Below are 23,395 nucleotides of genomic sequence, written 5' to 3' on the forward strand. Positions count from 1 at the left end.
TTTATACATGTTTTTTCAAATTATATGAATTTATTATAAATTTATATGAAAAAATATTTAATTTTATGCGAAAAGTTGTTGTCTAAATACTATAATGTTAATATAATTGACCTAATAGTCTAACATTTCCGAATTGCGAAAAATAATACGTAATTCGGAAAATTATCGAACTAGGGGGAAATACAATGAAAAAAACAGGTTGGATGTTACTGATGATTATTGCAGCTTTAACATTAGCACTTGCAGGTTGTGGTACAAAAGATGATGCATCTTCAGGTAGCTCATCTTCAGAAGATGGTGGAGATGGCAAAAAGGTTTACAAAGTAGGTACTGAGGCAACTTTTGCACCATTTGAATCTGTTGACGATTCAGGGAAAATTGTAGGGATTGATGTCGATATTCTACAAGCTATTGCAGATGAGATGGACTTTGAGGTTGAGTGGAATAATATTGGATGGGAGCCAGTGTTCCAAACAATTAAGAACGGTGAAACAGATATCGGTGCTTCTGGAATCACAATTACGGAAGAGCGTAAAGAATCATTTGATTTTACAGAACCGTATTATGAGTCTCAGTTATTAATTGTTGTGAAAGAAGATTCAAAGATTAAATCTCTTGATGAATTAAAAGATAAAAAAGTATCTGTACAAATCAATGCAACTGGTCATATGGCAGCGAAAAAGCTACAAGGGGAAGCAAGTACAAATATTATGGCTTTTGAAAGTCAGCCAATCGCTATCCAAGAGATGCTAAATGGTAATGTTGATGCAGCTATCGGAGATAATGCAGTAGTTTATGAATATATCAAAGCTCACCCAGATCAAAAACTAAAAGTAATTGAAGATGATGCATTCGAAAAAGAATACTATGGCTTCATGGTTCAAAAAGGGAATAAAGAATTGCTAGATAAATTAAACGAAGGTCTTAAAAAGATTAAAGAAAACGGTAAATTAAAAGAAATTACAGGCATTGATTTTCAATAAAAATGAATGAAATGATGCTACTAACATAGTAACTTTGCTAACAGCTCATTTATTAATTGTAATTTAAAGGGGAATGGGGTTTTCGGATGGACATCTTTGACTTACGCTGGGACATTGTCTGGAACTACCGAGATATGTTTATACGAGGTATTGGCGTAACACTTATTTTGACACTTAGTGGTTATTTTGGCGGTATTCTATTAGGACTATTTTTAGGCCTTGGAAAATTATCGAGTAAAAAATGGATTTATTGGCCATCTAAACTATATATCGATTTATTCCGTGGAACACCGATGCTTGTACAAATCTTGTTAATTCACTTAGCAGTTATTCCAACAATTTTTGGTCATTCTTTAGGTTATATGGTATCAGGGATTACAGCGCTTATTTTAAACTGTGCTGCTTATAATGCGGAAATTTTCCGTGCAGGGATTCAAAGTATTGCAAAAGGGCAAATGGAGGCTGCTCGCTCTCTTGGATTAACGCATAACCAAGCGATGCGTAAGGTCATTTTACCTCAAGCATTTAGACGTATGATTCCGCCATTGGGCAATGAATTTATTGCATTATTAAAAGATTCTTCACTCGTAACTGTAATTGCAGCACCAGATATTTTATACGCTAGTAAGGTCGTAGCTGGTGCAAGCTTCCGCTTCTGGGAACCGTATATCGTTGCAGCATTATTATATTTAGTGTTGACATATGGTGTAACGAAGATTGTAGCATTTATCGAGAAACGATTTAGCAATAGCTATGTCCCTCGTAAAGCTAAGGTAGAAGGGCGGGAAGCTAGATGATAAAAATTGAAAACCTACACAAATACTTTGGCAAGCTTGAAGTATTAAAAGGAATCGATTATGAAATTCAAGAAAAACAAGTTGTCTGTGTTATTGGGCCGTCTGGTTCAGGAAAAAGTACATTTCTCCGTTGCATCAATATGTTAGAAGAAGTAACGGATGGTGCTATTTATATTGAAAATGTAAAAATTAATGATCCTAAAACGAATATCAATGAAATTCGCGCTGAAGTGGGTATGGTGTTTCAACAATTTAACTTATTCCCGCATATGACGGTTATCGATAATGTCACGATGGCACCTATGCAAATTCGTAAAATGAATCGTACAGACGCAGAAGCTTTAGGACATGAGCTTTTAAAAAAGGTCGGGCTCGACAGCAAGGCCTATAATTATCCTGAGCAGCTATCAGGTGGTCAGCAACAACGTGTGGCGATTGCTCGTGCCTTAGCAATGAAGCCAAAAGCTATTTTATTTGACGAGCCAACTTCAGCACTTGACCCTGAAATGGTAAAAGAGGTGCTAGATGTTATGAAAAATCTAGCAGCTGAAGGGATGACAATGGTAGTTGTGACACATGAAATGGGCTTTGCTCGTGAAGTAGGTGATCGAGTAGTCTTCATGGATGGGGGCTATATTGTAGAAGAAGGGTCTCCAGAGGAACTATTCGGCAATCCCCAAAGCGACCGTACGAAAGCGTTTTTAGGAAAAGTATTATAAAGCTGAAAAAGCGAACGACATGCTCGTTCGCTTTTTTTGTGCTGTTCTTATTTAATGAAGGGGATTAGATGTTGTGTCGAATGCATTCAGCATCGTTTGCATATCCTGTTGGGAATACTGAGGCACCTGATAATAGCCGTGTTTATTTTGATAAATGGATAATTCGTATCCCATTTCAATACAGTTAGGAATACTATCCGCAACAACGCGACGAACTACAGGGTTTGTTGTCTCCAACGCAGCAGTTGTCATACATTTCGCTGCTCCTTTTTGAGCTCCAAGTAAAAATCCAGAAATAGCTTCATCATTAATTTCATTAGCGTTTTGCATCGGCTTTTTTGGTTGACCAGGATTTAGGCCATATTTGAAATCATTTCCTGTTTCCATTTGGTAGCGTCCTGTTGGAACAGATGGATCGTGTCCTGTTTTAAACGACTCTACGATCGTATTGTACATACCAAGAGTGAAATTATATTGGCGATCCAAAATGTTGAGTAATTCAGGATCTTTTACATGGGGACGCAAAATAATCGCTTGGTTCATACCTGCAATAATTTCGCCAATTGTTTCATGCATGTCCATCATTTCATGTCCACCATGATTTAGGCTATGTTGTTGATTTAAATTTGTTTGGTTTGATGATTCATTGTAAAACGATTGTGACAAAAAAAACGCCTCCTCAATAATTTTTTGTTGCAGTATTTAGTATGTCGTGTCAATTCAATTTCATACGGTATAAATGTAAAGGTAAAAATGTAGACTAAAGATAGAAGGAAAAGCAAGTCAAGGAGGCTTAAAATTGAAAAAGTTACTTGGACCAATTGGAATAATTGTCATCATTCTTGTTGTAATCGCCTTATTATTTATACCTAAATACAATAGTCTGGTGACAGCCGAGGAAAATGTTGATTCTAAATGGGCACAAGTTGAAAATCAGCTCCAACGTCGCTATGATTTGATTCCCAATCTAGTGGAATCTGTGAAAGGCTATGCGAATCATGAGCAAGAGGTGATAGCGAATATTACGGAGGCACGTGCACAAATGGGAAGTGCAAGCTCACCAGAGGAGCAAGCTGTTGCCAATGATGCTTTAACTGGCGCTCTTAGTCGTTTACTAGTAGTTGTAGAAAATTACCCAAACTTAAAGGCAGATGCAAACTTCCGCCAGTTAATGGATGAGCTAGCAGGTACGGAAAATCGTCTGGCAGTAGCACGTGAGGATTACAATAATGAGGTGCAGCAATTCAATAAACATGTTAAACGTTTCCCGGGGAATTTAATGGCAGGGATGTTTGGCTTTGAACAAAAAGAATACTTTAAAGCCACAGCAGGAGCTGACAAAGCACCATCTATCGATTTTAGTCAATCGGGTACACATTAATGAAACGCTGCATTGTACAGATAATCATCGTTTGTTCGATGCTTCTTTTTTTCTCGAATCTAGCAGAAGCAACAATGCCATCACCGATGAAAAATACGTATATACATGACTTTGCCAATGTAATTTCTGCGAATGTCAAAGAAGAGATAAATCAATATTCTGAGCAGTTGGATCAAGGCACGGGTGCTGAAATCATGGTAGTCACAGTTGATAGTCTTCATGGACAAGAGCCGAAAATGTATGCGACAAAATTGATTCGGTCATGGGGCATTGGTGACAAGGAAAAAAATAACGGTGTCCTGATTTTAGCTACCTTAGGTCAAGGGGAAGGAAATAACGACGTTGTAATTGCCGTGGGTCAGGGATTAGAAGGAGCATTACCAGATGGTAAATTAGGACGCATTTTAGATAATGCATTTTATCCCTCAGCAAGTGCTGGTAATCTAGACCAAGCTTTTCAAGCAACCTATTCTGAAGTTTTCCGCGCTGTTGCCCAAGAGTATAATTGGAACGGTGATTTGCCAGCGCAAACAAAAGAAGAGGATGACATACCCACTTGGTTAATTATCCTAATCATTATCGTTGTTATTATTATCTATTCATTCTTTTCGAAAGGCGGCGGAGGTCCTCGCTCTGGAGGCTATGGCGGTTATCCAGGAAGTTTTGGTGGAGGTTCGAGTAGAGGGGGCTTTGGCGGATTTGGTGGCGGATCTTCTGCTGGTGGAGGAGCAAGCAGGAAATTTTAATAGAGTATGGCGAACTATTCTATATAGTTCGCTTTCATTTTGGCTTAATTAAAACCTCTCAATTATTGACAATAATGCTAGAATTGTTATAATTTAAATATATCGACAAACGATATAGCGTAAACTGATATAGGGAGGAATCATTTTGAAAAAAAGATTTTTATCTGCATCGTTAGCAATTATTTTAACAACCTCTGTAGTTATTCCTGCAACAATGCAAGAAGTCCGTGCTGCAAATGAAACTAATAGCACAGTAACAGCACAAGAAGAACGTGTGTCAGCGCAGGAATTTTTGAATTTAGCTGTAACAACTTTAACATTCCAGCACGGTTCAGATTCAATGCGTCAACAAATTATTGATAAATGGGTCAAGGCTGGAGAATTCACAGATTTAAGTTTGACAATTAAACGTGATGAAGCGGCTCGTATTTTAGTTAGAGCGTTAAATAAAGAAGAAAAAGAGACTTCACTTGCTGACTATTTAGAGAAGGCCAATAAGATTGGCTTATTTAATGGTTTATCATTAAATACAGAAGCAATTTCAAAACAAGATGCAGTAAAAATTTTAAACAATGCGAAACAAATAAAAAATGGTTCTAATCATGAAGGTGTAAAGGAAATTTCAGTTGAAGACTTTATGAAAAATCCTGGTAATTTCGGTTATGAACTTTCGCCAGATGGCAATTACATTACTTTTTCCTCTGCTTGGGAGAATAGATCCAATGTTTTCGTGAAAAAGATGAATGATGATAGTGAGCCTGTTCGTGTTTCCAATTCAAAGGATCGGGACGTTGCAGGATTTTACTGGAAGGATAATAATTTACTCTACGTAAAGGATAAAGGTGGAGATGAAAACTTCCATATTTATTCTACAACATTTAATGGCTCTGAGGAAAAAGATCTAACGCCATATCCAAATGTCACAGTTGGGATATTAAGTGGTCTACAGGGTGTTAAAGATGAAATTCTTATCATGATGAATAAGGAAGATGCAACAGTTTTTGATGTCTACAAGTTGAATGTAAAGACTGGGGAAACAACTCACGTTGCAAAAAATCCGGGTAATATTACGAGCTGGCTAGCAGATCGCAATGGAAATGTACGAATTGCTGTAGCCTCAGATGGTGTGGAAGGAACGATTCTTTATCGAGATTCTGAAAAGGATGAATTCAAGCCATTTATTGAAATGGAAGCTGGAGATGAAGTAATGCCACTAGCTTTCTCAAAAGACAATCAATACATTTACGCTACATCTAACAAAGGTAGAGACAAAGTAGAAGTTGTGAAATACGACTTAAAAGGTAATGAAGAAGTAATTATGTCTAATGATCAAGTAGATGTTTCTGGTGTCTTATATAGTGCCGAACACGATAAATTGCTATATGGTGCGTATATAACAGATAAACCACATTACCAATTCTTTGACGAGAACTTTGAAAAGCTTTTCCGTAAAATCCAAAGCAAGCTGAATGTGCATGAAAGTGAGCTTGGTATCAATGATTACAATAAAGAAATGACCAAATTTATTGTGAGTGTTTCAAGTGATACTGTCTATGGAAAATATTATTATTACGATTCTACGACAGATGAGTTAACCGAGTTGGCCACTTTAAGCCCTTGGTTAAATCCGAATGAACTGGCAGAAATGCATCCAATTTCATATAAGAGCCGAGATGGTTTAACGATTAATGGCTATTTAACTTTACCGAAAAATAAAGAAGCAAAAGATCTCCCTCTTATTGTCAATCCTCATGGTGGGCCTTGGGCACGTGATATGTGGGGCTTCAACCCAGAAGTACAATTATTAGCTAATCGTGGCTATGCAGTGCTACAGGTGAATTTCCGTTCGTCAACTGGATATGGTAAAGAATTCCTTCAGGCTGGTAATAAGCAATGGGGTCTGAAGATTCAAGATGACATCACTGATGGTGTCCAATGGGCAATTGACCAAGGCATTGCAGACCCTGATCGCATCGGTATTTATGGGGCATCATTTGGTGGTTATGCAACATTAGCGGGTATTACGTATACACCTGATTTATATGCTGCTGCAGTTGATTATGTAGGAGTATCTAACATATTTACATTATTAAATACCATCCCTCCTTACTGGGAAACTATGCGTAACATGTTTTATGAGCGCGTAGGTCATCCAGAGAAAGACAAAGAATTGTTAACTGCTGTTTCACCAGTTTTCCATGCAGATAAAATCAAAACACCATTATTTGTCGCACAAGGAGCAAATGACCCACGTGTGAACAAAGCAGAATCCGATCAAATTGTGGAAGCCTTACGCGCTAGAGGTGTGGATGTAGAGTACATGCTAAAAGATAATGAAGGACATGGCTTTGCAAATGAAGAAAATAGAATTGAATTCTATAATGCCATGGTAAAATTCTTCGATAGTCATTTAAAATAATTTAAAACGAAAGGCATTGATGTGTAGCTTGCTCACAATCAATGCCTTTTTTTATTACAATAGGTGAATGGGATTTGGATAGCGCATTTTACGTTCAAATGATGAAATGCACAGTGCTAGTTCCTCAATACCAGTATAAATTAATGGTTTATCTACCTGAGAAATACTTAAACGAATAAGATTATCCTTTTTAAATTCTGGTAGATACATTCTAGCAGCGTCATCCATCAATATATTTTTTTCCTTTAATAAATGAACCACCTGCCTAGCACTTACATTATCAGGAAGAATAATGGAAAGATAAAAGCCTGATACTGGTTTCGTATAGTTAGTAGAGGTGGGAAGTAATGATTCGCAAGCCTCCTGTAAAACGCTCATTTTTCTTACATAAAGCTCTTTAATCTTTTTAATATGACTATTAAACATACCGCTTTTTAAATAAATGTCTAAGGCACCCTGCGAGAGCACAGAGCTATTGAAATCAGCACTAAATTTATAACGTAAAAAATGATTTGTCATTATAGCGGGAAGGACGACTGTGGCTACTCTTAAACCCGGAAGAAATACCTTTGAAAAGCTTTTAATATAAATAACCCTGCCAGTGGGATTAAAAGAAAAAAACGGATCCGCTTTTTTATTAGGATCTAAATCTCCTAAAAAATCATCCTCCACAATATAAACATCATATTTTTCTGCTAATTCCACAATCTTTCTTTTTTCGTCATTTGTATAGCTATGACCAAGAGGATTATGGAATCTCGGCACAGTATAAAAAAACTTAATGTCATTATTGCGAAAAATATAGTCAAGACGATCTAAATCGATGCCCTCCATTGTTAAATCAATCCCAAAAGTCGTAGCTTGTTGCAGATGGACAGATTCTATAAAACCAAAATAGGTAGGCTGTTCTATTAATATATTATTTTTACCATTCGGAAAAGGCATCGCCGCTAGTAAATGTAATGCTTGCTGTGAGCCCGAGACAACAAATAATCGATCAGGTTTAGTAAAGATCTGTAAGTTCTGCAGATACTTAGCCAATTGTACACGTAGTGAGTAAAGCCCTTGATGATCACTATAACCAAATAATTCTTCTTTAAATGTGTCAATAGCTTGATTGATGCAATGCTGAAATTCAATATAGGGCATAATGCTTTTGTCTGGACCAGCTGATAAAAAATCAATAACTTGTTGGTTTGTAGTTGGTTGCTCTATGTTATTCACAACATAATAGCCACTTTTGGGTTTGGAAAAAATAAGATGCTCCTTTTCTAATTCATTATACGCTCTTATCACTGTATTTTTACTGCAGGAAAATTGCTCAGACAGTTGTCGAACGGAAGGTAGTTTACTGCCTGCAAGGAGCACACCATTAGCAAGCTGCTCTTTAATGTCCTCTACAACTTCTAAATATTTTGCAATCATCATCCTTCCTCCTTTATCTGTACCAGGACAGTTGGTAGAAAATTCTGTTTATTTTTGAGGTAGCGCCACTTACTATGGATTATATCAGGGACAGATGGAGAGGAAAATGAAAGGATGAGAACATGCAGGATAAAAGAAAAGAAAAAATAGGTTTGCTGTTAGGATTTGTGGGCGTAATTTGCTTTAGTCTAACGTTACCCGCAACAAGTACAGCTGTACCATATTTTGGAGCGACAATTGTAGGATTGGGGAGAGCTGTCATTGCGGCGTTCATCGTAGCCATTGTTTTACTTGTAAGAAAAGAAAGACTACCGACTGCTAGACAATTTAAAAGCTTGATAATAGTATCCTTTGGCGCTGTATTAGGGTTTCCTTTACTTACATCTTGGGCAATGATAAGGTTACCAGTTTCTCACGGAGCGGTAGAATTAGCACTTTTACCTTTAGCGACTGCGGGCTTTGCTTTATTCAGAGCAGGTGAATGTCCCTCATTTAAGTTTTGGTTATCGAGTGTTATTGGGGCTATAGCCGTTATTATTTATGCTAGCTTTTTAGGCTTAGGCCAATTACATATGGCAGATCTAGCATTATTAGCAGCAGTTGTAATATTAGGTCTTAGCTATGCAGAAGGAGGACAGTTAGCGAAGGAATTAGGGAGCTGGCAGGTGATTGCTTGGGCTATTTTGATGGCGGCTCCCTTTTTTATTGTCCCTGTCATTTCCCAATTTTCCTTGGAAATGCTACATGCCCCTCTTACAGCGTGGGTTAGCCTGTTATATTTAGCTGTTGTCAGTCAGTTTTTAGCATATGTTGCTTGGTATGGGGGAATGGCTTTAGGAGGTATTGCAAGAGTTAGTCAGATCCAATATTTACAGCCATTTTTAATGATTCTTTTTGCTACGCTATTTTTAAATGAATCCATCTCTTGGTTTACGATCGTCGTGGCAATGATTGTCGTGATTTCCGTCATTGTTGGCAAAAATACAACCATTACAAAGAAGGATGCTAAGACAGCTCAAATAAACATCATCAAAGAATAGTAGCCATTTCTACATTGCCACATCGTTTATAATAAAGGAGGAGGTGCTATCTATGAAGATTCAATTTTTTAGTCGGGCGAATTGTCCTTTATGTGTAGAAGGATTACAGACATTAAAGCTTGTTCAGGAAGATGTTCTATTTGATATTGAAATAATTGATATAGAGCAGGATGATCGTATACATGAAAAATATATGCTAATGATTCCGGTAGTTGAAAAAGAGGGTGTCGTCATTCAGTATGGTCATTTAGATTATGCCACGTTAATGGAGCGATTAGGCAGTTAATCTACTGAAAGTATAAAGAATTATTAACGGTATAAATGACTTTATTATTAGCTGTCATTCTCACAATTCACAAATTGTTCAATGAAAGCGGTTTGAATTTGAACAGTTTGTGAAGACCTTCACATTAGACTTTCTTTTCCTAAAAATCGGAGTAGAATAGGTATCAAGTAAGAAGTTGTTATAAAACAGTTTAGCAAATGTATCACAAATTTTAGTGGTTGTTATATTACAAAAATGAATGATGTGAAGGGAGATTTTACAATGTGGGTTATTACAGTATTTGAGAAAAAGGACGTTCGTATTTTTGAATTTACAAATAAAACTGAAGCAACAAAAGCTTTAGAAGGTTTTAAAAAGAATGCGATTTTATCTTTCACTAAATAAGTTCAACAAAGTCTTGTAGCTGTTTTTAGAGCTATGAGGCTTTTTTTTATCCAGAACAATACAACTACTTGCACTTTAAAACAATGCATATTATAATAAAAGCATAAGTGGGACACAAAATAATTAAGTGGGTTAAAAACAAACCCACCACTATTAATTAGGGGAGTAGATAGATATGTTAACTGTTCCAGAGGCACAGCAAAGGCTACTTCCTGAAATGTATCCGCTTCTGCAAGCAAGATATCGAATATTGCAAGCCGTTCAACTTATGCAACCAATCGGTCGACGTACACTAGCTGATTCACTGAAAATGACAGAAAGAGAAATACGCAAAGAAACTGATATTTTACGTGAACAAGGGTTATTAGATGCGCAAAAGTCGGGTATGGTATGTACAGATGATGGTGATATAGTCATTGAAAAATTAAGAGCTATCGTTTATGAATGGTCTGGTTTAACCCAGCTTGCAAAAGTGCTTGAAAGCCACTTTGGCATTCAACGTGTAGTCGTAGTTCCTGGTGATTACAATGAGGATCATACAATCCTAAGCATGCTAGGCAAAGAAGCAGCATTGCAATTTATGTCGGCTGCTTTTGATGAGCAAGTTGTAGCTGTCACTGGTGGAAAATCTGTTGCCTCACTTGCACAGTTTTTACATCCTTTAGACGGACAAAAGGATATCACTTTTGTAGCTGCACGCGGGGGGATTGGACATGAAATGCAAATGCAGGCCAATACACTTGTTGCAACATTTGCCATGCAAATGGAAACACAATATCGTACTTTATTTTTACCAGAGCATTTAAGTGAGCAAGCTTATCAAGCGATGCTAACAGAGCCGATGGTAACAGAAATGATGGCCTTCTATGATCAAGCAGATTGCGTCATTCATGGGATTGGCTCTGCAGAGGAAATGGCGATTCGTCGTAACTCATCTCCTGAGGATTTGCGAATTCTTGAGGAAAAAGGCGCTGTGAGTGAGGCTTTCGGTTATTATTTCAATGCCGATGGAGAAATAGTACATCGTATACGGACAATTGGTATCCAGCTTGAGCAGGTACAAAACAGTGAGCAGGTCATTGCAGTTGCAGCAGGAAAACAGAAGGTCAATGCAATGCTTTCTTATTTCAAAGTAGCACCTAAGCAAACCATATTTGTAACAGATGAAGCAGCGGCCAAAGCAATTGCTGCTAAAATATCTTCTATAGAAAATAAGCATCTTGAATGATGGCAAAGTTGTAAACATGTCACTCGATCTCAAAAAGTGCTAAAGCATTTTTTGAATGAGCATAAAGTAAATTTTGATGTCTCTATTCATAGAGACAGACATCACACATTATTGGAGGAATTAACAATGGCATTAAAATTAGCGATTAATGGATTTGGACGTATTGGACGTTTAGTATTTCGTGAGGCAATGAAGCATGATGAATTTGAAGTAGTAGCCGTAAACGACTTAACAGATGCTGGTCAGCTTGCGCACTTATTGAAATATGATTCAGTACACGGTATCTATGATGCTGAAGTCAATGCAGATGAAGATTCTTTCGTAGTAAATGGTCAACGTGTAAAAGTATATGCTGAAAAAGATCCTGCCCAATTACCATGGGGCGAATTAGGCGTAGATGTAGTGCTTGAATGTACTGGTCGATTCCGTTCAATGGAAGAAGTAGGCAAGCATATTGAAGCAGGGGCGAAAAAAGCGATTCTATCGGCACCAGCAAAAGGCGCAATGCCTACATTTGTTATGGGTGTAAACCATGAGGATTATAACCCAGTAACTGATGATGTGATCTCCAATGCTTCTTGTACAACTAACTGTCTAGCACCAGTAGCTAAAGTGCTTGATGAGAAATTTGGCATTGAACGTGGTATGATGACAACAATTCACTCTTATACAAATGATCAACGAATTCTAGACTTCCCACACTCTGACCCTCGTCGTGCACGCGCTGGAGCGGTGTCTATGATTCCAACAACAACAGGTGCAGCGATAGCTGTATCAAAAGTATTACCACAATTAAAAGGTAAGCTAGATGGTTTCTCTATGCGTGTGCCAACACCTAACGTATCATGTGTTGACTTAGTTGTAGAGCTAAAAGCAGATGTATCGAAAGAAACAATTAATGCAGCATTAAAAGAAGCTTCTGAAAATGAATTAAAAGGCATTTTAGATTACAATGAGCTACCATTAGTATCAATTGATTATAACGGTAACCATTATTCTTCTACGGTAGATGGCCTTTCAACAATGGTGTTAGAAAACAAAATGGTGAAAGTTTTAGCTTGGTATGATAACGAAATTGGTTACTCTACTCGCTTAATGGACCTAGCTTTATACATTGCTGAACAAGGCTTAAACCATAAATAAGTATCATATTTCGACATTTTGAGTAAAAAGTGTGACATATTACTGCTTTTTATGCACAAAAAGTATAGCCTTTATAATATCGAATAGATATAATATACAAGGGTATTGGGAGTAAGGGATAACCCTTACTCCTTTTTTCTAGATTCAGCAGAAAACCCCACCTCTATAGGTAATGAGATGATTACACAAATGACTCTCTTGATTCATTGGTGTTCAATCACCGACTGAATCAAGCTAAAAGGTCAGCTAACGTCACAGATTTTGAAGAGAAATGTTTCGAGCAAGTTCAAAAAAAATCTGGACGCAATTACGCTGAGGCGTAATTGATACATGTTGATTGCAAGACATAACAGTTAACTTTTGCTACTATAAAAACAAGTATTAGGGTTTATTATCAAAAGTTGGAGAATCATACTTACACGAGATAGTGACCTGAAAAAGTACCAAAATGACTATTCAATTTAGTAAGCATGGTGTAGAGCCAAGATGGGTAAAACACAAAAGTGTAAGACTAAAACAAACTTTGAAGGGAGTTTCTTCATGTTAAATAAGAAAACAATGAAAGATATTGATGTTAAGGGTCAACGCGTTTTTGTACGTGTAGATTTTAATGTGCCAATGGCAGACGGTGCTATTACAGATGAGACGCGTATTCGTGCAGCTATTCCTACAATTGAGTATTTAGTAGAGCAGGGTGCTAAAGTTATTCTAGCTTCTCACTTAGGTCGTCCAAAAGGTGAAGTAAAAGAGGATATGCGTTTAACAGCTGTTGGCATTCGCTTAGCGGAATTAATGGGCAAGCCTGTTACGAAGCTTGATGAATCCATTGGGCAAGCGGTGGAAGAAGCCGTTGCAAACATGCAAGATGGAGATATTCTACTGCTTGAAAATGTACGCTTCCATGCTGGTGAAGAGAAAAATGACCCAACATTAGCACAGCAATTTGCTCAGCTAGCAGATATTTATGTTAATGATGCTTTTGGTGCAGCCCACCGAGCTCATGCTTCTACAGAAGGAATTGCTAAGCATATTCCAGCTGTATCTGGATTCTTAATGCAAAAGGAATTAGATGTACTAGGTAAGGCATTGTCTAACCCTGAGCATCCGTTTACAGCCATTATTGGTGGTGCCAAAGTAAAAGATAAAATTGGTGTTATAGAAAGCCTATTAGAAAAAGTAGATCACTTAATTATCGGTGGTGGTTTATCCTTTACATTTATTAAGGCACAAGGCCACGATATCGGTAAATCATTGCTAGAGGAAGATAAAATTGAGCTAGCAAAGTCCTTTATTGAGAAGGCAAAAGCAAAAGGTGTGCAATTACATATGCCAGTCGATGCTGTTGTGGCAAATGAATTTTCACAGGATGCTGAAACACAAATCGTTGATGTAGATGCTATTCCAGCTGATTGGATGGGTCTAGATATTGGACCTAAAACGGCTGCAAACTATGCAGAAGTTATCAAAAACTCTAAATTAATCATTTGGAATGGACCAATGGGTGTCTTTGAAATGGACAAATTTGCAAACGGCACAAAAACAGTTGCTGATGCAATGGCAACAACAGCTGGCTACACAGTAATCGGTGGCGGTGATTCAGCTGCAGCAGTTGAAAAATTTGAAGTAGCAGATAAGATGGATCATATTTCTACAGGTGGTGGTGCTTCCTTAGAATTAATGGAAGGCAAAGAGCTTCCAGGGATTGTAGCACTAAACGATAAATAAGCTAATCGGAGGCAAAATGATGCGTAAACCAATTATTGCAGGTAACTGGAAAATGTTTAAAACATTTGAAGAGGCTATTCAGTTTGTAGATGCTGTACAAGAAAAACTTCCTTCCAATGACAAAGTAGATGCTGTTATTTGCGCACCAGCTCTTTACCTACCTACACTTGTGCAAGTTGCTAGTGAGTCAGAGCTGGCAATTGGTGCACAAACTATGCACTATGAAAATGAAGGTGCTTTTACGGGTGAAATTAGTCCAGCACAGCTAGCAAGTGTGGATGTTGACTATGTCATTTTAGGACACTCTGAACGTCGCGAATACTACAATGAAACAGATGAAGCGATTAATAAGAAGGTAGCAGCAGCACTTGCACATACTATCGTACCTATTATTTGCTGTGGCGAAACACTAGAAGAACGTGAAGCAGGCACAACAGAGCAAAAAGTGGCTGGCCAAATTAAAGCAGCACTTGCTGGGTTTGAAGCACAGCAAGTAGAGCACATGGTCATTGCGTATGAACCGATTTGGGCGATTGGTACTGGTAAAACGGCTACGGCAGACGATGCAAATCAAGTATGCGGAGCGATTCGAGCAGTAGTAGAAGAGCTATATAATGCTGAAACTGCGAATGCCGTGCGCATTCAATATGGTGGCAGTGTTAAGCCTGATAACATTCAGGAGCTTTTATCCAAAGAACATATTGATGGTGCTTTAGTTGGTGGAGCAAGCTTACAACCAGAATCTTATTTAACATTATTGGAGGCGGCAGCAAATGCCTAAAAAGCCAGTAGCATTAATTATTTTAGATGGCTTTGCATTTCGAGATGAAACATTCGGGAATGCAGTAGCACAGGCCAATAAGCCAAATTTTGATCGATATTGGCATCAATTTCCTCATGCGGCATTAACAGCAGCGGGAGAAGCCGTTGGATTACCTGAAGGACAGATGGGGAATTCTGAGGTGGGGCACTTAAATATCGGTGCAGGACGTATCGTCTATCAAAGCTTAACACGCTTAAATAAATCTATTCGTGATGGAGATTTCTTCACGAATCAAGCCTTTTTAGATGCAGTAGCACATGTGAAAGCTCATCAGTCAAAGCTACATGTTATGGGCTTATTATCAGACGGTGGTGTTCATAGTCATTATGAGCATATGTTTGCACTATTAAAGCTAGCTAAACAGCAAGGATTAGAGGAAGTTTATATACATGGCTTCTTAGATGGTCGTGATGTTGGTCCAACAACAGCATTAGACTATATCGAAGAAACGGAAAAGCAAATGGCTGAAATAGGCATAGGGCAATTTGCTTCTATTCATGGACGTTACTATGCAATGGATCGCGATAAACGTTGGGATCGTGTGGCACTGACTTACAATGTACTGGTGGATGGCGTCGGTCAAACAGCAGAAAGTGCTAAAAGTGGTGTAGCAGCATCCTATGAGCGTGAGGTAACTGATGAATTTGTCATCCCATTTAGCATTCAAGAGCATGGTGAGCCAGTAGCAACAATTGGCGATCATGATGCAGTGATTTTCTTTAACTTCCGTCCCGATCGTGCCATTCAGCTGTCAACAGTTTTTACAAATGGAGCATTCGATGGCTTTGCTATATCTGCAAATCATCCAAAGAATTTAAAATTTGTGTCCTTCACACACTATAGTGATGAAGTCAACGCTCAGGTTGCTTATGAAAATGACAACTTGAAAAATACAATTGGTGAAGTATTAGCGACGAATGGGAAAACACAGTTGCGGATTGCGGAAACTGAAAAATATCCACATGTTACATTCTTTATGAGTGGTGGACGTGAGGAAAAATTCCCTGGTGAGGAACGTATTTTAATTGCTTCTCCAAAGGTGGCGACATACGATTTAAAACCTGAAATGTCTGCCTATGAGGTGACAGAAGCCTTACTTGCAGAAATTGCGGCTGAAAAATTTGATGGCATTATTCTTAACTTTGCCAACCCTGATATGGTTGGTCATAGTGGAATGCTGGAGCCAACAATTAAAGCCATTGAAGCAGTAGATGAATGCTTAGGGAAAGTAGTAGACGCACTCCTTGCAAAAGGTGGCGCAGCTATTATTACAGCTGACCATGGCAACTCTGATGAAGTGTTAACTTTAGCAGGTGAGCCAATGACAGCTCATACAACAAATCCTGTTCCAGTAATTGTGACAAAACCAAATATAATGTTAAGAAATGGTGGTATTTTAGCCGATTTAGCGCCAACCATGTTAGAATTATTAGAGGTGTCACAGCCTACTGAAATGACAGGACAATCATTAATTGAAAAAGAGGAGAATTAATTATGCCATTTATTACACAAGTTTATGCGCGCGAAGTTTTAGACTCACGTGGGAACCCAACAGTAGAGGTTGAAGTATTTACAGAATCTGGCGCATTTGGCCGCGCAATCGTACCATCAGGTGCATCAACAGGTGAATACGAAGCGGTAGAATTACGCGATGGTGACAAATCTCGTTACCTAGGCAAAGGTGTATTAAAAGCAGTTGAAAATGTAAACACAATTATTGCGGAAGAATTAGAAGGTAACTATTCTGTTCTTGATCAAGTAGTCATCGACAAAGCTTTAATCGAGCTAGATGGCACAGAAAACAAAGGCAAGCTTGGTGCCAACGCAATTCTAGGTGTATCCATGGCAGTTGCACATGCTGCGGCAGATTATTTAGATGTACCTCTTTATCAATATCTTGGTGGGTTCAATTCTAAGCAATTACCAGTACCAATGATGAACATCCTAAACGGTGGTGCTCACGCAGATAACAATGTAGACATTCAGGAATTCATGGTTATGCCTGTTGGTGCAGAATCATTCCGTCATGCATTACGTATTGGCGCGGAGATTTTCCATAGCCTAAAAGCTGTTCTAAAAGCAAAAGGCTACAACACAGCAGTAGGTGATGAAGGTGGTTTCGCACCAAACCTAGGCTCTAACGAAGAAGCAATTACAGTGATCTTAGAAGCGATTGAAAAAGCAGGCTACAAACCAGGTGACGAAGTGAAACTTGCAATGGACGTAGCATCCTCTGAACTATTCAATAAAGAAGATGGCAAATACCACTTAGATGGTGAAGGTGTTGTCAAAACTTCTGAGGAAATGGTAGATTGGTACGAAGAGTTAACAAATAAATACCCAATCATTTCAATTGAAGATGGCTTAGACGAAAACGACTGGGCTGGACACAAGCTATTAACAGACCGTATCGGCAATCGCGTACAATTAGTAGGTGATGACCTATTTGTAACAAATACGAAAAAATTATCAGCAGGTATTGAGCAAGGCGTAGGAAATGCCATCCTTATCAAAGTAAACCAAATCGGTACGTTAACTGAAACATTTGAAGCGATCGAAATGGCGAAACGTGCAGGCTACACAGCGGTTATTTCTCACCGTTCTGGTGAATCAGAAGATGCGACAATTGCTGATATCGCTGTTGCAACAAATGCTGGTCAAATTAAAACAGGTGCTCCATCACGTACAGACCGTGTAGCTAAATACAACCAACTTCTTCGCATCGAAGATCAACTTGGTTCAACAGCAGAGTATCTTGGTTTAAATTCATTCTATAACTTAAAATAAGTATTTGATTGAAGAGAAAATACTTTGAATTTAGTAATACACAGCTTTTATATTTGAACCATGTTGTACATTTAGGCTTATGTATTGCTTCAACCTCTGATTTATAAGTGTGATAAACACTTGTAGATTGGGGGTTTTTTAGTTACTTATCTAATTACAGAGTAAGCTTATTCAATTAGAACAACCGAAAGCGGTGGACATTAAGTATCTATTCATTGAAACCTATTACAACATTCTGTTATTATTTAACCTAATTAACTAATACCAACCATATTTACATAATGATAAAAAATTACTGAGGGGTAATAACATGAAGAGAAAAACCAAATCGGTTATTAGTATCATTGTAATATTAATTATTTTCGGTGGAGCATTTGGTTACATCAAATTCACTGAGCATATGAATAAATCTACTCCCGAGGAAGAAAAAACAATCGCTGGATATGTTGAAGTAACTTCTAAGGATGGAACTGTTCTAAAAAAAGAAAATGAATTATATCCAGATGACTTAATAGAACACAAAATGAACGAAACCATTCATAGCATGTCTCATCAGAAGGTTGAAGCTGAAATAAAATGGGGTCACGAGCAAATAACACAAGAAAAGGTTGACCGATTGTTAGCTATAGCCAAAGAAAGCAATTATAAATATAAAGAGCTTTACATTTCAATATTGGAAAGATGGTCGAAGGGTGATTTTTCAAATGCAGTTGACGACCACAATTCCATATGGGAAATGCAAGGTGGCGATGAAGAAGCTTCAGGGAAAGCAATTCGTCTATTAACTCCATCTGAAGAGCAAGCTTATATTCAACACAATTTAGAATATGACTTATATTGAATACCATTTTGTGAAAGATAAATAGGCGAATTTCAAAAAATGCCTCAAAGTTAATTCAAACTTTGAGGCATTTTAACATATAAAAAAGATTAACGTGAAGCGGCACGAGCAGGCCAATAAGGTGCAGGTTTCAACATCGTAGCGCAAGAGGTAAGGAAGCTTTCTAGTGAGACAGCTACAGCAACAGAACAAATTGAAACCTCCCTTAAAACGATCACGAGTAATATTCAAGCACTTATGGGAAGCATGGAGCAAATTGGAGCAGCCTCTAATGATCAGGCAGAGCAGGTTCAACAATTTAGTGAAGCTATTGAAAAACCTAAATGATATATAAGTGAGCAAATGGCGCTTTACATAAAAGGTCTCTTACGATAATAAGAAAAGACAGTCTACTAATATTAGACTGTCCTGACTATTGTTATGGCTGTGACCAATGCTGATCTAGTTCTTGATCGAGATAGACCCAGCCCTTCCAGGCAATATGAATCGTATCCATAATAAAGTAAGGATCATATTCATGATCTGAAAAATCAACATAGGCAACATTTGCATCCTTTAATACTTGCTCCATTTTATCGTAATACTTTTGACGACGTTCCTCAGGATAGCCATTATAATCATACCAATAGCCATTAACTGGAATGGAGACGAATAGTGGTTTGGCACCTGCATCCTTTAAAACATCGATAACTAGTTGGAAATCCTCATATTCAGGAGAGTTTGTATAATCCTCTTTTTTTCGTATATCTTTAAACTTTGAAAATTTAGCATTTACAAGTCGCTGATAGGCGCGATCTTCAATCATATAGTCGTTGGATACACGCTTCTCCCCATATGCCTCTGCATGCTGCAATTGTTGCTCAAAGCTTTGATTGGCAATGAGCTTGTCATTACTTTTTAATGCATGACCTTTACGTGGGAAAAGGGAATAATATAAATCCTTCTTTTCTAGTAACTCCTTGTGGAAACGCCCCGCGACCATGGCCATACGTCCAGTAATTGGTTTTTCCTTGCCGTTAGACATTTGATATTGGTACATGGTCTTTAAGAGGCGATCTCGTTTGACAGTATCAAATTCAAGTAGGCGCTCCATAGCTCTTTTACGAAGGTTGGCATCCATCTCCTGATTAAAGGCTAAATCATAAGCATGTAACATGGAATAATTCGGTGAAAAGTGAAATTCACCCATGCCCTTCTCTGTAAACCACTGCGGGGAGATGATAAAGACCACTTTTTTATCCTTTAAATTCTTTTCTTGTGCTGCGAAATTCAAGAAGTGGGTAATGGACTGCATGCCTCCACGCCCAATCATAAATGTCGAATACGGAGCATCAGTTGCTCGCGTATAATTGTATGGATGGAACGGATCAAAACGGTTTAATTCCGAGGAGCCATAAAGTGGCATGGAACTAGGCTCCTGCAACATTCGCTCCTGTAAATATGTGCCCTGAAATACAAGTGGAGACATGTTCGTTTTGGCTTGCTCCACATCCTCATTGGATATCCATGCTTTAATCCAAGCATTAGGAAAAAAGACAAAGCCAGTAAAAAGAGCAAATGCAATAAATAAAGAAAGAAAGCCTTTTTTGATCATTGTCTTTCAGCTAATTTCCCTGCAATTCGATTAGGCGTATTCCATTCTTCACGATTGAAATCAGTAATAGGGACAGAAATATTAAAACGATTTTCAATTTCAACTAATAAATTAATTGTCCCAAACGAATCTAGTAAACCTTCTTCAAATAAATCAATATCTGGGTTTTCTACAATAATTTCATCTTCACATAACTCGACTAGCATTTCTAAAACTTGTTGTTGATCCATTAATAATTCTCCTTTAGTGAACAGGCTCTTACAGCCCTTTGTTTAAAATAATGTGCCAGAAAAAATATAAAAGCCGAAGCATACAGCATGAAACGTAATGATTACACCAATAGCATGCGTCCATTTATTTTTTGGCCAACGCTTATGCTTTTTATTCCAGCGTTCAAATTTATCAAAGCTGATAATCAATAGGGCATGATAGAGTCCATAGACCACAAAGTGCCATTCCAGACCATGCCAAATACCCATTAAAAAGAATAGTAAAAAGAAGCCTATATACGAAATAGCAAATTTATTTTTTAGCCATTTTTTCTTTGTCATCCAAAGGACAAAGCGCATATAGACATAATCCCTAAACCAGAAGGAAAGGCTCATATGCCAACGATTCCAAAAATCTTTAATATTGCGGCTGGCGAAAGGGCGATTAAAGTTAATCGGTGTTTGGATACCCATTATCCGGCTCACACCAACAGCAAATGCACTGTAGCCAGCGAAATCAAAGAATAAGTAAAAGCTATACATATACATATACGCTAGCTGTCCCTGAAAGGGTGTCAAATAGTTATACGTATGGTTAGGTAAATAAATAAGCGTGTAGTTGTAAATTAAATAAGCCAAAATAAACTTATATAAAAAGCCGACAAAAATATAGTTAATGCCACTCAATAGCAGCTTTTGGTAATCCTCCGAGGAAGGTACGGTATGAAAATCCTTTGTAAAACGACGCCAACGATCAATAGGTCCCGATGATACGGTAGGAAAGAATAATAAGAAATAGACTAGCTCTCCTACAGAAATTTTCTCTTTCATCAAGCCATCACGAGTTTCTAAAATCATTTGCACCGCTTTAAACGTAATGTAGGATACACCTAGGAAGCCAAATACATGATGTAACCCGAGAATCGGCAAAACCTTCACAAGAATCAGGGGTAATATTGATAAAAGCACTGCTATTATAAAAATGGTTCCGCTATTTTGCTGAAGTCGGTAACGCTGATAAGCCACAATAAGTACTACCTGAAAGACAGTAAATAATACGAGCGAGATGGTCCCATTCATTGAATGTCCGAAGATTAATGCTAAGACAATGACCGAAACAAAAAGATTATAACGTTTCGAAGATTTGCCTCGTAACCCTAGGAGGATAGTAGGTAGTAATAAAAGTCCGATGATCACAAAAAATGCTATATTTCCATAAGGCGTCATACTGTCTCCATAACCGCCAATCCTTTACGATCTATCTTACCATTTGGATTTAGTGGTAAAGCGTCCATATATTTAAACGTTTTCGGTATCATATAGGCAGGTAAGTACGCCGATAAAAGTGCCTTCAATTGCTTTGTCGTTTTGAAGGCTGCTCCTGTTAATGGCTCATGTAAAACAATATGGGCACTAAGAGAAATGATTTCCTTCTCTTTATAAACAGGTACAACAACACAACTTGAAACAGGTGGCAGGTTATTGATTTGTTTTTCAATCTCTTCAATCTCTAAACGATAGCCATGTAATTTCACTTGGAAATCCTTACGACCTGAAAAGAACAAATAACCATCCTGCTCATAGCCTATATCACCAGTTTGATAGATGCGATCGCCATCCACGATCGGGAAAGCCTTCGCTGTTAATTCAGGCGCTCCCAAATACCCTGCGCTAACGGTTGGCCCTGAAATAATAATTTCTCCATCTTCTGCTACAGAAACGTTTGGCTCCGTTATAGGGGCAATCGGTAATTGTTCGAAGCGTGCTACTAGCTCTTTCGTCACCTTTACATAGGATACAGCCACGGTTGTTTCTGTAGGACCATATAAATTATAAATTGTTGCCTGTGGAAAACGAAGCATTAACTCGTTACATACTGCTATCGGTAAAACCTCTCCGCAAAATAAAAAAGTATCTAATGCAGGCATGAGTTTTTGATCCCATTCTTTGTTCATCAAACACATCTTGGCAAAGGAAGGTGTAGAAGTCCATACACGAGTATTTGACATCGCTAATGAATCAAACAATGCTTTTGGATTAGCAATTTCTTGCTGTGTAATCGCATAAAGCGTGTGTCCACCAACAAGAGCTGGGTAGAGATCCATAACAGATAAATCAAAGGAATAAGGTGCTTGATTTAAAAATACGCCGTCTTGCTGTAAAGGGAAGTGCTCCTGCATCCACCTAACAAAGTGTGTTAGATTACTAGCTGTAATTTGTACCCCTTTTGGTTGACCTGTTGAACCAGAAGTGTAAATAATATAATGGATATCCTCATCTCGAACCCATGTTGCGGATGATAGGATCACGTCCTTTGAGGAGGCATCCAGAATATCATGCACTGCCATAACTGGCAGGTTCAACGGCATCTGTAATAGCTCTGTTGTCAATACTAAACCTGCCCCAGAAGCTTCTGTAATGAGCTGTAATCTTTCTGATGGTGTTGACGAATCAACAGGCACATATGGATGGCCAGCCTTTACAGCTCCGATAAACGCAACAATTTGTAGGGGGGACATATGTCCATAAATGACAATAGGCTGTTGTCTCCGCAACTTAAGCTTCATTAAATAATCGGCAAGACGATCTGATAAGTGCCAAAGCTCACTATAAGTTAAGGAGGCATTGTGTGTTTGATAAGCAGTTTTTTGTGGCTGCTGGAGGGCCACACGTTCAATAGCTGCCAAAATACTTAACATATTTTAATCTCCTTTATTTAAAATTCCGTATATATAAATGGTCCGGCGTTCATATCATGGAAGCCATGTATAAGAAACAACAGTACCAAAACAATCAAATAAAACAACGTGAAGCCAATAAAGCGTAGATACTCATTATTTTTGATGGATTGCATTTGTCCACCTC

Annotated in this window: 23 protein-coding genes; 16 read left to right on the forward strand and 7 right to left on the reverse strand. The window is 38.0% G+C overall.

What is annotated here, in order from left to right; genetic code table 11:
- The first annotated feature begins 185 nt into the window (after nt 1–185).
- From VK91_RS03580 to VK91_RS03590, 3 genes are all read left to right on the forward strand, one after another.
- Nucleotides 186–983 carry a basic amino acid ABC transporter substrate-binding protein gene (locus tag VK91_RS03580; RefSeq protein ID WP_004228033.1) on the forward strand — a complete coding sequence of 266 codons (798 nt, stop codon included), beginning with the start codon at nt 186–188 and terminating at the stop codon, nt 981–983.
- Nucleotides 984–1,069: 86 nt separating this feature from the next.
- Nucleotides 1,070–1,780 (forward strand): amino acid ABC transporter permease, encoded by a 711-nt coding sequence (locus VK91_RS03585; protein WP_004228035.1) that lies wholly within the window; start codon nt 1,070–1,072, stop codon nt 1,778–1,780.
- Nucleotides 1,777–2,499, forward strand: coding sequence for an amino acid ABC transporter ATP-binding protein (locus VK91_RS03590; protein WP_048390865.1), 723 nt, complete (start codon nt 1,777–1,779; stop codon nt 2,497–2,499). Before VK91_RS03585 ends, VK91_RS03590 begins: the two co-directional genes overlap by 4 nt.
- A 51-nt stretch (nt 2,500–2,550) precedes the next feature.
- Here the strand turns inward: VK91_RS03590 and VK91_RS03595 are convergent, their stop codons facing one another.
- A complete protein-coding gene (locus tag VK91_RS03595; protein ID WP_004228038.1) occupies nt 2,551–3,165 on the reverse strand; it encodes a spore coat protein in 615 nt (204 codons plus the stop codon).
- A 133-nt stretch (nt 3,166–3,298) separates the two neighbouring features.
- Here VK91_RS03595 and VK91_RS03600 point away from each other — a divergent pair, with 133 nt between their 5' ends.
- From VK91_RS03600 to VK91_RS03610, 3 genes are all read left to right on the forward strand, one after another.
- Complete coding sequence (locus VK91_RS03600) at nt 3,299–3,880, forward strand: LemA family protein (RefSeq protein WP_048390866.1); 582 nt, start codon at nt 3,299–3,301, stop codon at nt 3,878–3,880.
- On the forward strand, nt 3,880–4,626 hold the full coding sequence (locus tag VK91_RS03605; protein WP_048390868.1) for a YgcG family protein: 747 nt from the start codon (nt 3,880–3,882) through the stop codon (nt 4,624–4,626). The genes VK91_RS03600 and VK91_RS03605 overlap by 1 nt, the downstream gene beginning before the upstream one ends.
- 145 nt (nt 4,627–4,771) lie before the next feature.
- Nucleotides 4,772–7,045 carry a S9 family peptidase gene (locus VK91_RS03610; RefSeq protein ID WP_048390870.1) on the forward strand — a complete coding sequence of 758 codons (2,274 nt, stop codon included), beginning with the start codon at nt 4,772–4,774 and terminating at the stop codon, nt 7,043–7,045.
- A 54-nt stretch (nt 7,046–7,099) separates the two neighbouring features.
- Here the strand turns inward: VK91_RS03610 and VK91_RS03615 are convergent, their stop codons facing one another.
- On the reverse strand, nt 7,100–8,470 hold the full coding sequence (locus tag VK91_RS03615) for a PLP-dependent aminotransferase family protein (RefSeq protein ID WP_048390872.1): 1,371 nt from the start codon (nt 8,468–8,470) through the stop codon (nt 7,100–7,102).
- 122 nt (nt 8,471–8,592) lie between these two features.
- On the opposite strand from VK91_RS03615, the gene VK91_RS03620 reads away from it, so the two are divergent.
- The 10 genes from VK91_RS03620 (at nt 8,593) to VK91_RS03660 (ending at nt 18,727) form a co-directional block, all read left to right on the forward strand.
- A complete protein-coding gene (locus VK91_RS03620; RefSeq protein ID WP_048390874.1) occupies nt 8,593–9,510 on the forward strand; it encodes a DMT family transporter in 918 nt (305 codons plus the stop codon).
- A 52-nt stretch (nt 9,511–9,562) separates the two neighbouring features.
- Nucleotides 9,563–9,796, forward strand: coding sequence for a glutaredoxin family protein (locus tag VK91_RS03625; protein ID WP_048390876.1), 234 nt, complete (start codon nt 9,563–9,565; stop codon nt 9,794–9,796).
- Nucleotides 9,797–10,057: 261 nt separating this feature from the next.
- Nucleotides 10,058–10,180 (forward strand): hypothetical protein, encoded by a 123-nt coding sequence (locus tag VK91_RS23170; protein ID WP_004228055.1) that lies wholly within the window; start codon nt 10,058–10,060, stop codon nt 10,178–10,180.
- 175 nt (nt 10,181–10,355) lie between these two features.
- The gene (locus VK91_RS03630; protein WP_048390878.1) at nt 10,356–11,408 is read left to right on the forward strand and encodes a sugar-binding transcriptional regulator; all 1,053 of its coding nucleotides are present in this window, start codon (nt 10,356–10,358) and stop codon (nt 11,406–11,408) included.
- 126 nt (nt 11,409–11,534) lie between these two features.
- Nucleotides 11,535–12,551 (forward strand): type I glyceraldehyde-3-phosphate dehydrogenase, encoded by a 1,017-nt coding sequence (gene gap / locus VK91_RS03635; protein WP_048390880.1) that lies wholly within the window; start codon nt 11,535–11,537, stop codon nt 12,549–12,551.
- 540 nt (nt 12,552–13,091) lie between these two features.
- Entirely contained in the window at nt 13,092–14,276 is a 1,185-nt protein-coding gene (gene pgk / locus VK91_RS03640) for a phosphoglycerate kinase (protein WP_026023505.1), read from the forward strand.
- A gap of 19 nt (nt 14,277–14,295) precedes the next feature.
- Nucleotides 14,296–15,057: a triose-phosphate isomerase gene (gene tpiA / locus VK91_RS03645; RefSeq protein WP_048390882.1), complete on the forward strand. Its 762-nt coding sequence runs from the start codon at nt 14,296–14,298 to the stop codon at nt 15,055–15,057.
- Complete coding sequence (gpmI, locus tag VK91_RS03650) at nt 15,050–16,591, forward strand: 2,3-bisphosphoglycerate-independent phosphoglycerate mutase (protein ID WP_048390884.1); 1,542 nt, start codon at nt 15,050–15,052, stop codon at nt 16,589–16,591. Before tpiA ends, gpmI begins: the two co-directional genes overlap by 8 nt.
- Before the next feature lie 2 nt (nt 16,592–16,593).
- Nucleotides 16,594–17,886 (forward strand): phosphopyruvate hydratase, encoded by a 1,293-nt coding sequence (gene eno / locus VK91_RS03655; protein WP_048390885.1) that lies wholly within the window; start codon nt 16,594–16,596, stop codon nt 17,884–17,886.
- A gap of 310 nt (nt 17,887–18,196) precedes the next feature.
- On the forward strand, nt 18,197–18,727 hold the full coding sequence (locus tag VK91_RS03660) for a DUF6241 domain-containing protein (protein WP_048390887.1): 531 nt from the start codon (nt 18,197–18,199) through the stop codon (nt 18,725–18,727).
- 418 nt (nt 18,728–19,145) lie between these two features.
- On the opposite strand, the gene dltD is transcribed toward VK91_RS03660, so the two are convergent.
- Genes dltD through VK91_RS03690 form a run of 5 tightly spaced genes read right to left on the reverse strand, consistent with a single transcriptional unit; the run spans nt 19,146 to nt 23,384 of the window.
- Nucleotides 19,146–20,321: a D-alanyl-lipoteichoic acid biosynthesis protein DltD gene (dltD, locus tag VK91_RS03670; protein ID WP_048390889.1), complete on the reverse strand. Its 1,176-nt coding sequence runs from the start codon at nt 20,319–20,321 to the stop codon at nt 19,146–19,148.
- Nucleotides 20,318–20,551: a D-alanine--poly(phosphoribitol) ligase subunit 2 gene (gene dltC / locus VK91_RS03675; RefSeq protein WP_016994756.1), complete on the reverse strand. Its 234-nt coding sequence runs from the start codon at nt 20,549–20,551 to the stop codon at nt 20,318–20,320. Before dltC ends, dltD begins: the two co-directional genes overlap by 4 nt.
- A gap of 42 nt (nt 20,552–20,593) precedes the next feature.
- Nucleotides 20,594–21,757, reverse strand: coding sequence for a D-alanyl-lipoteichoic acid biosynthesis protein DltB (dltB, locus tag VK91_RS03680; protein ID WP_048390891.1), 1,164 nt, complete (start codon nt 21,755–21,757; stop codon nt 20,594–20,596).
- On the reverse strand, nt 21,754–23,229 hold the full coding sequence (gene dltA / locus VK91_RS03685; RefSeq protein ID WP_048390892.1) for a D-alanine--poly(phosphoribitol) ligase subunit DltA: 1,476 nt from the start codon (nt 23,227–23,229) through the stop codon (nt 21,754–21,756). Before dltA ends, dltB begins: the two co-directional genes overlap by 4 nt.
- 17 nt (nt 23,230–23,246) lie before the next feature.
- On the reverse strand, nt 23,247–23,384 hold the full coding sequence (locus tag VK91_RS03690; RefSeq protein WP_004228095.1) for a teichoic acid D-Ala incorporation-associated protein DltX: 138 nt from the start codon (nt 23,382–23,384) through the stop codon (nt 23,247–23,249).
- Nucleotides 23,385–23,395: the final 11 nt, after the last annotated feature.

It is taken from the genome of Lysinibacillus sp. LK3 (assembly GCF_001043675.1).
Lineage (GTDB): Bacteria > Bacillota > Bacilli > Bacillales_A > Planococcaceae > Lysinibacillus > Lysinibacillus capsici.

Excerpts from the sequence above, each read along its gene's own strand:
- VK91_RS03580 (WP_004228033.1), top strand. The coding sequence starts at position 186 with ATGAAAAAAACAGGTTGGATGTTACTGATGATTATTGCAGCTTTAACA.
- VK91_RS03585 (WP_004228035.1), top strand. The coding sequence starts at position 1,070 with ATGGACATCTTTGACTTACGCTGGGACATTGTCTGGAACTACCGAGAT.
- VK91_RS03590 (WP_048390865.1), top strand. The coding sequence starts at position 1,777 with ATGATAAAAATTGAAAACCTACACAAATACTTTGGCAAGCTTGAAGTA.
- VK91_RS03605 (WP_048390868.1), top strand. The coding sequence starts at position 3,880 with ATGAAACGCTGCATTGTACAGATAATCATCGTTTGTTCGATGCTTCTT.
- VK91_RS03615 (WP_048390872.1), bottom strand. The coding sequence starts at position 8,470 with ATGATTGCAAAATATTTAGAAGTTGTAGAGGACATTAAAGAGCAGCTT.
- VK91_RS03620 (WP_048390874.1), top strand. The coding sequence starts at position 8,593 with ATGCAGGATAAAAGAAAAGAAAAAATAGGTTTGCTGTTAGGATTTGTG.
- VK91_RS03625 (WP_048390876.1), top strand. The coding sequence starts at position 9,563 with ATGAAGATTCAATTTTTTAGTCGGGCGAATTGTCCTTTATGTGTAGAA.
- VK91_RS23170 (WP_004228055.1), top strand. The coding sequence starts at position 10,058 with ATGTGGGTTATTACAGTATTTGAGAAAAAGGACGTTCGTATTTTTGAA.
- VK91_RS03630 (WP_048390878.1), top strand. The coding sequence starts at position 10,356 with ATGTTAACTGTTCCAGAGGCACAGCAAAGGCTACTTCCTGAAATGTAT.
- gap (WP_048390880.1), top strand. The coding sequence starts at position 11,535 with ATGGCATTAAAATTAGCGATTAATGGATTTGGACGTATTGGACGTTTA.
- pgk (WP_026023505.1), top strand. The coding sequence starts at position 13,092 with ATGTTAAATAAGAAAACAATGAAAGATATTGATGTTAAGGGTCAACGC.
- tpiA (WP_048390882.1), top strand. The coding sequence starts at position 14,296 with ATGCGTAAACCAATTATTGCAGGTAACTGGAAAATGTTTAAAACATTT.
- gpmI (WP_048390884.1), top strand. The coding sequence starts at position 15,050 with ATGCCTAAAAAGCCAGTAGCATTAATTATTTTAGATGGCTTTGCATTT.
- eno (WP_048390885.1), top strand. The coding sequence starts at position 16,594 with ATGCCATTTATTACACAAGTTTATGCGCGCGAAGTTTTAGACTCACGT.
- VK91_RS03660 (WP_048390887.1), top strand. The coding sequence starts at position 18,197 with ATGAAGAGAAAAACCAAATCGGTTATTAGTATCATTGTAATATTAATT.
- dltD (WP_048390889.1), bottom strand. The coding sequence starts at position 20,321 with ATGATCAAAAAAGGCTTTCTTTCTTTATTTATTGCATTTGCTCTTTTT.
- dltC (WP_016994756.1), bottom strand. The coding sequence starts at position 20,551 with ATGGATCAACAACAAGTTTTAGAAATGCTAGTCGAGTTATGTGAAGAT.
- dltB (WP_048390891.1), bottom strand. The coding sequence starts at position 21,757 with ATGACGCCTTATGGAAATATAGCATTTTTTGTGATCATCGGACTTTTA.
- dltA (WP_048390892.1), bottom strand. The coding sequence starts at position 23,229 with ATGTTAAGTATTTTGGCAGCTATTGAACGTGTGGCCCTCCAGCAGCCA.
- VK91_RS03690 (WP_004228095.1), bottom strand. The coding sequence starts at position 23,384 with ATGCAATCCATCAAAAATAATGAGTATCTACGCTTTATTGGCTTCACG.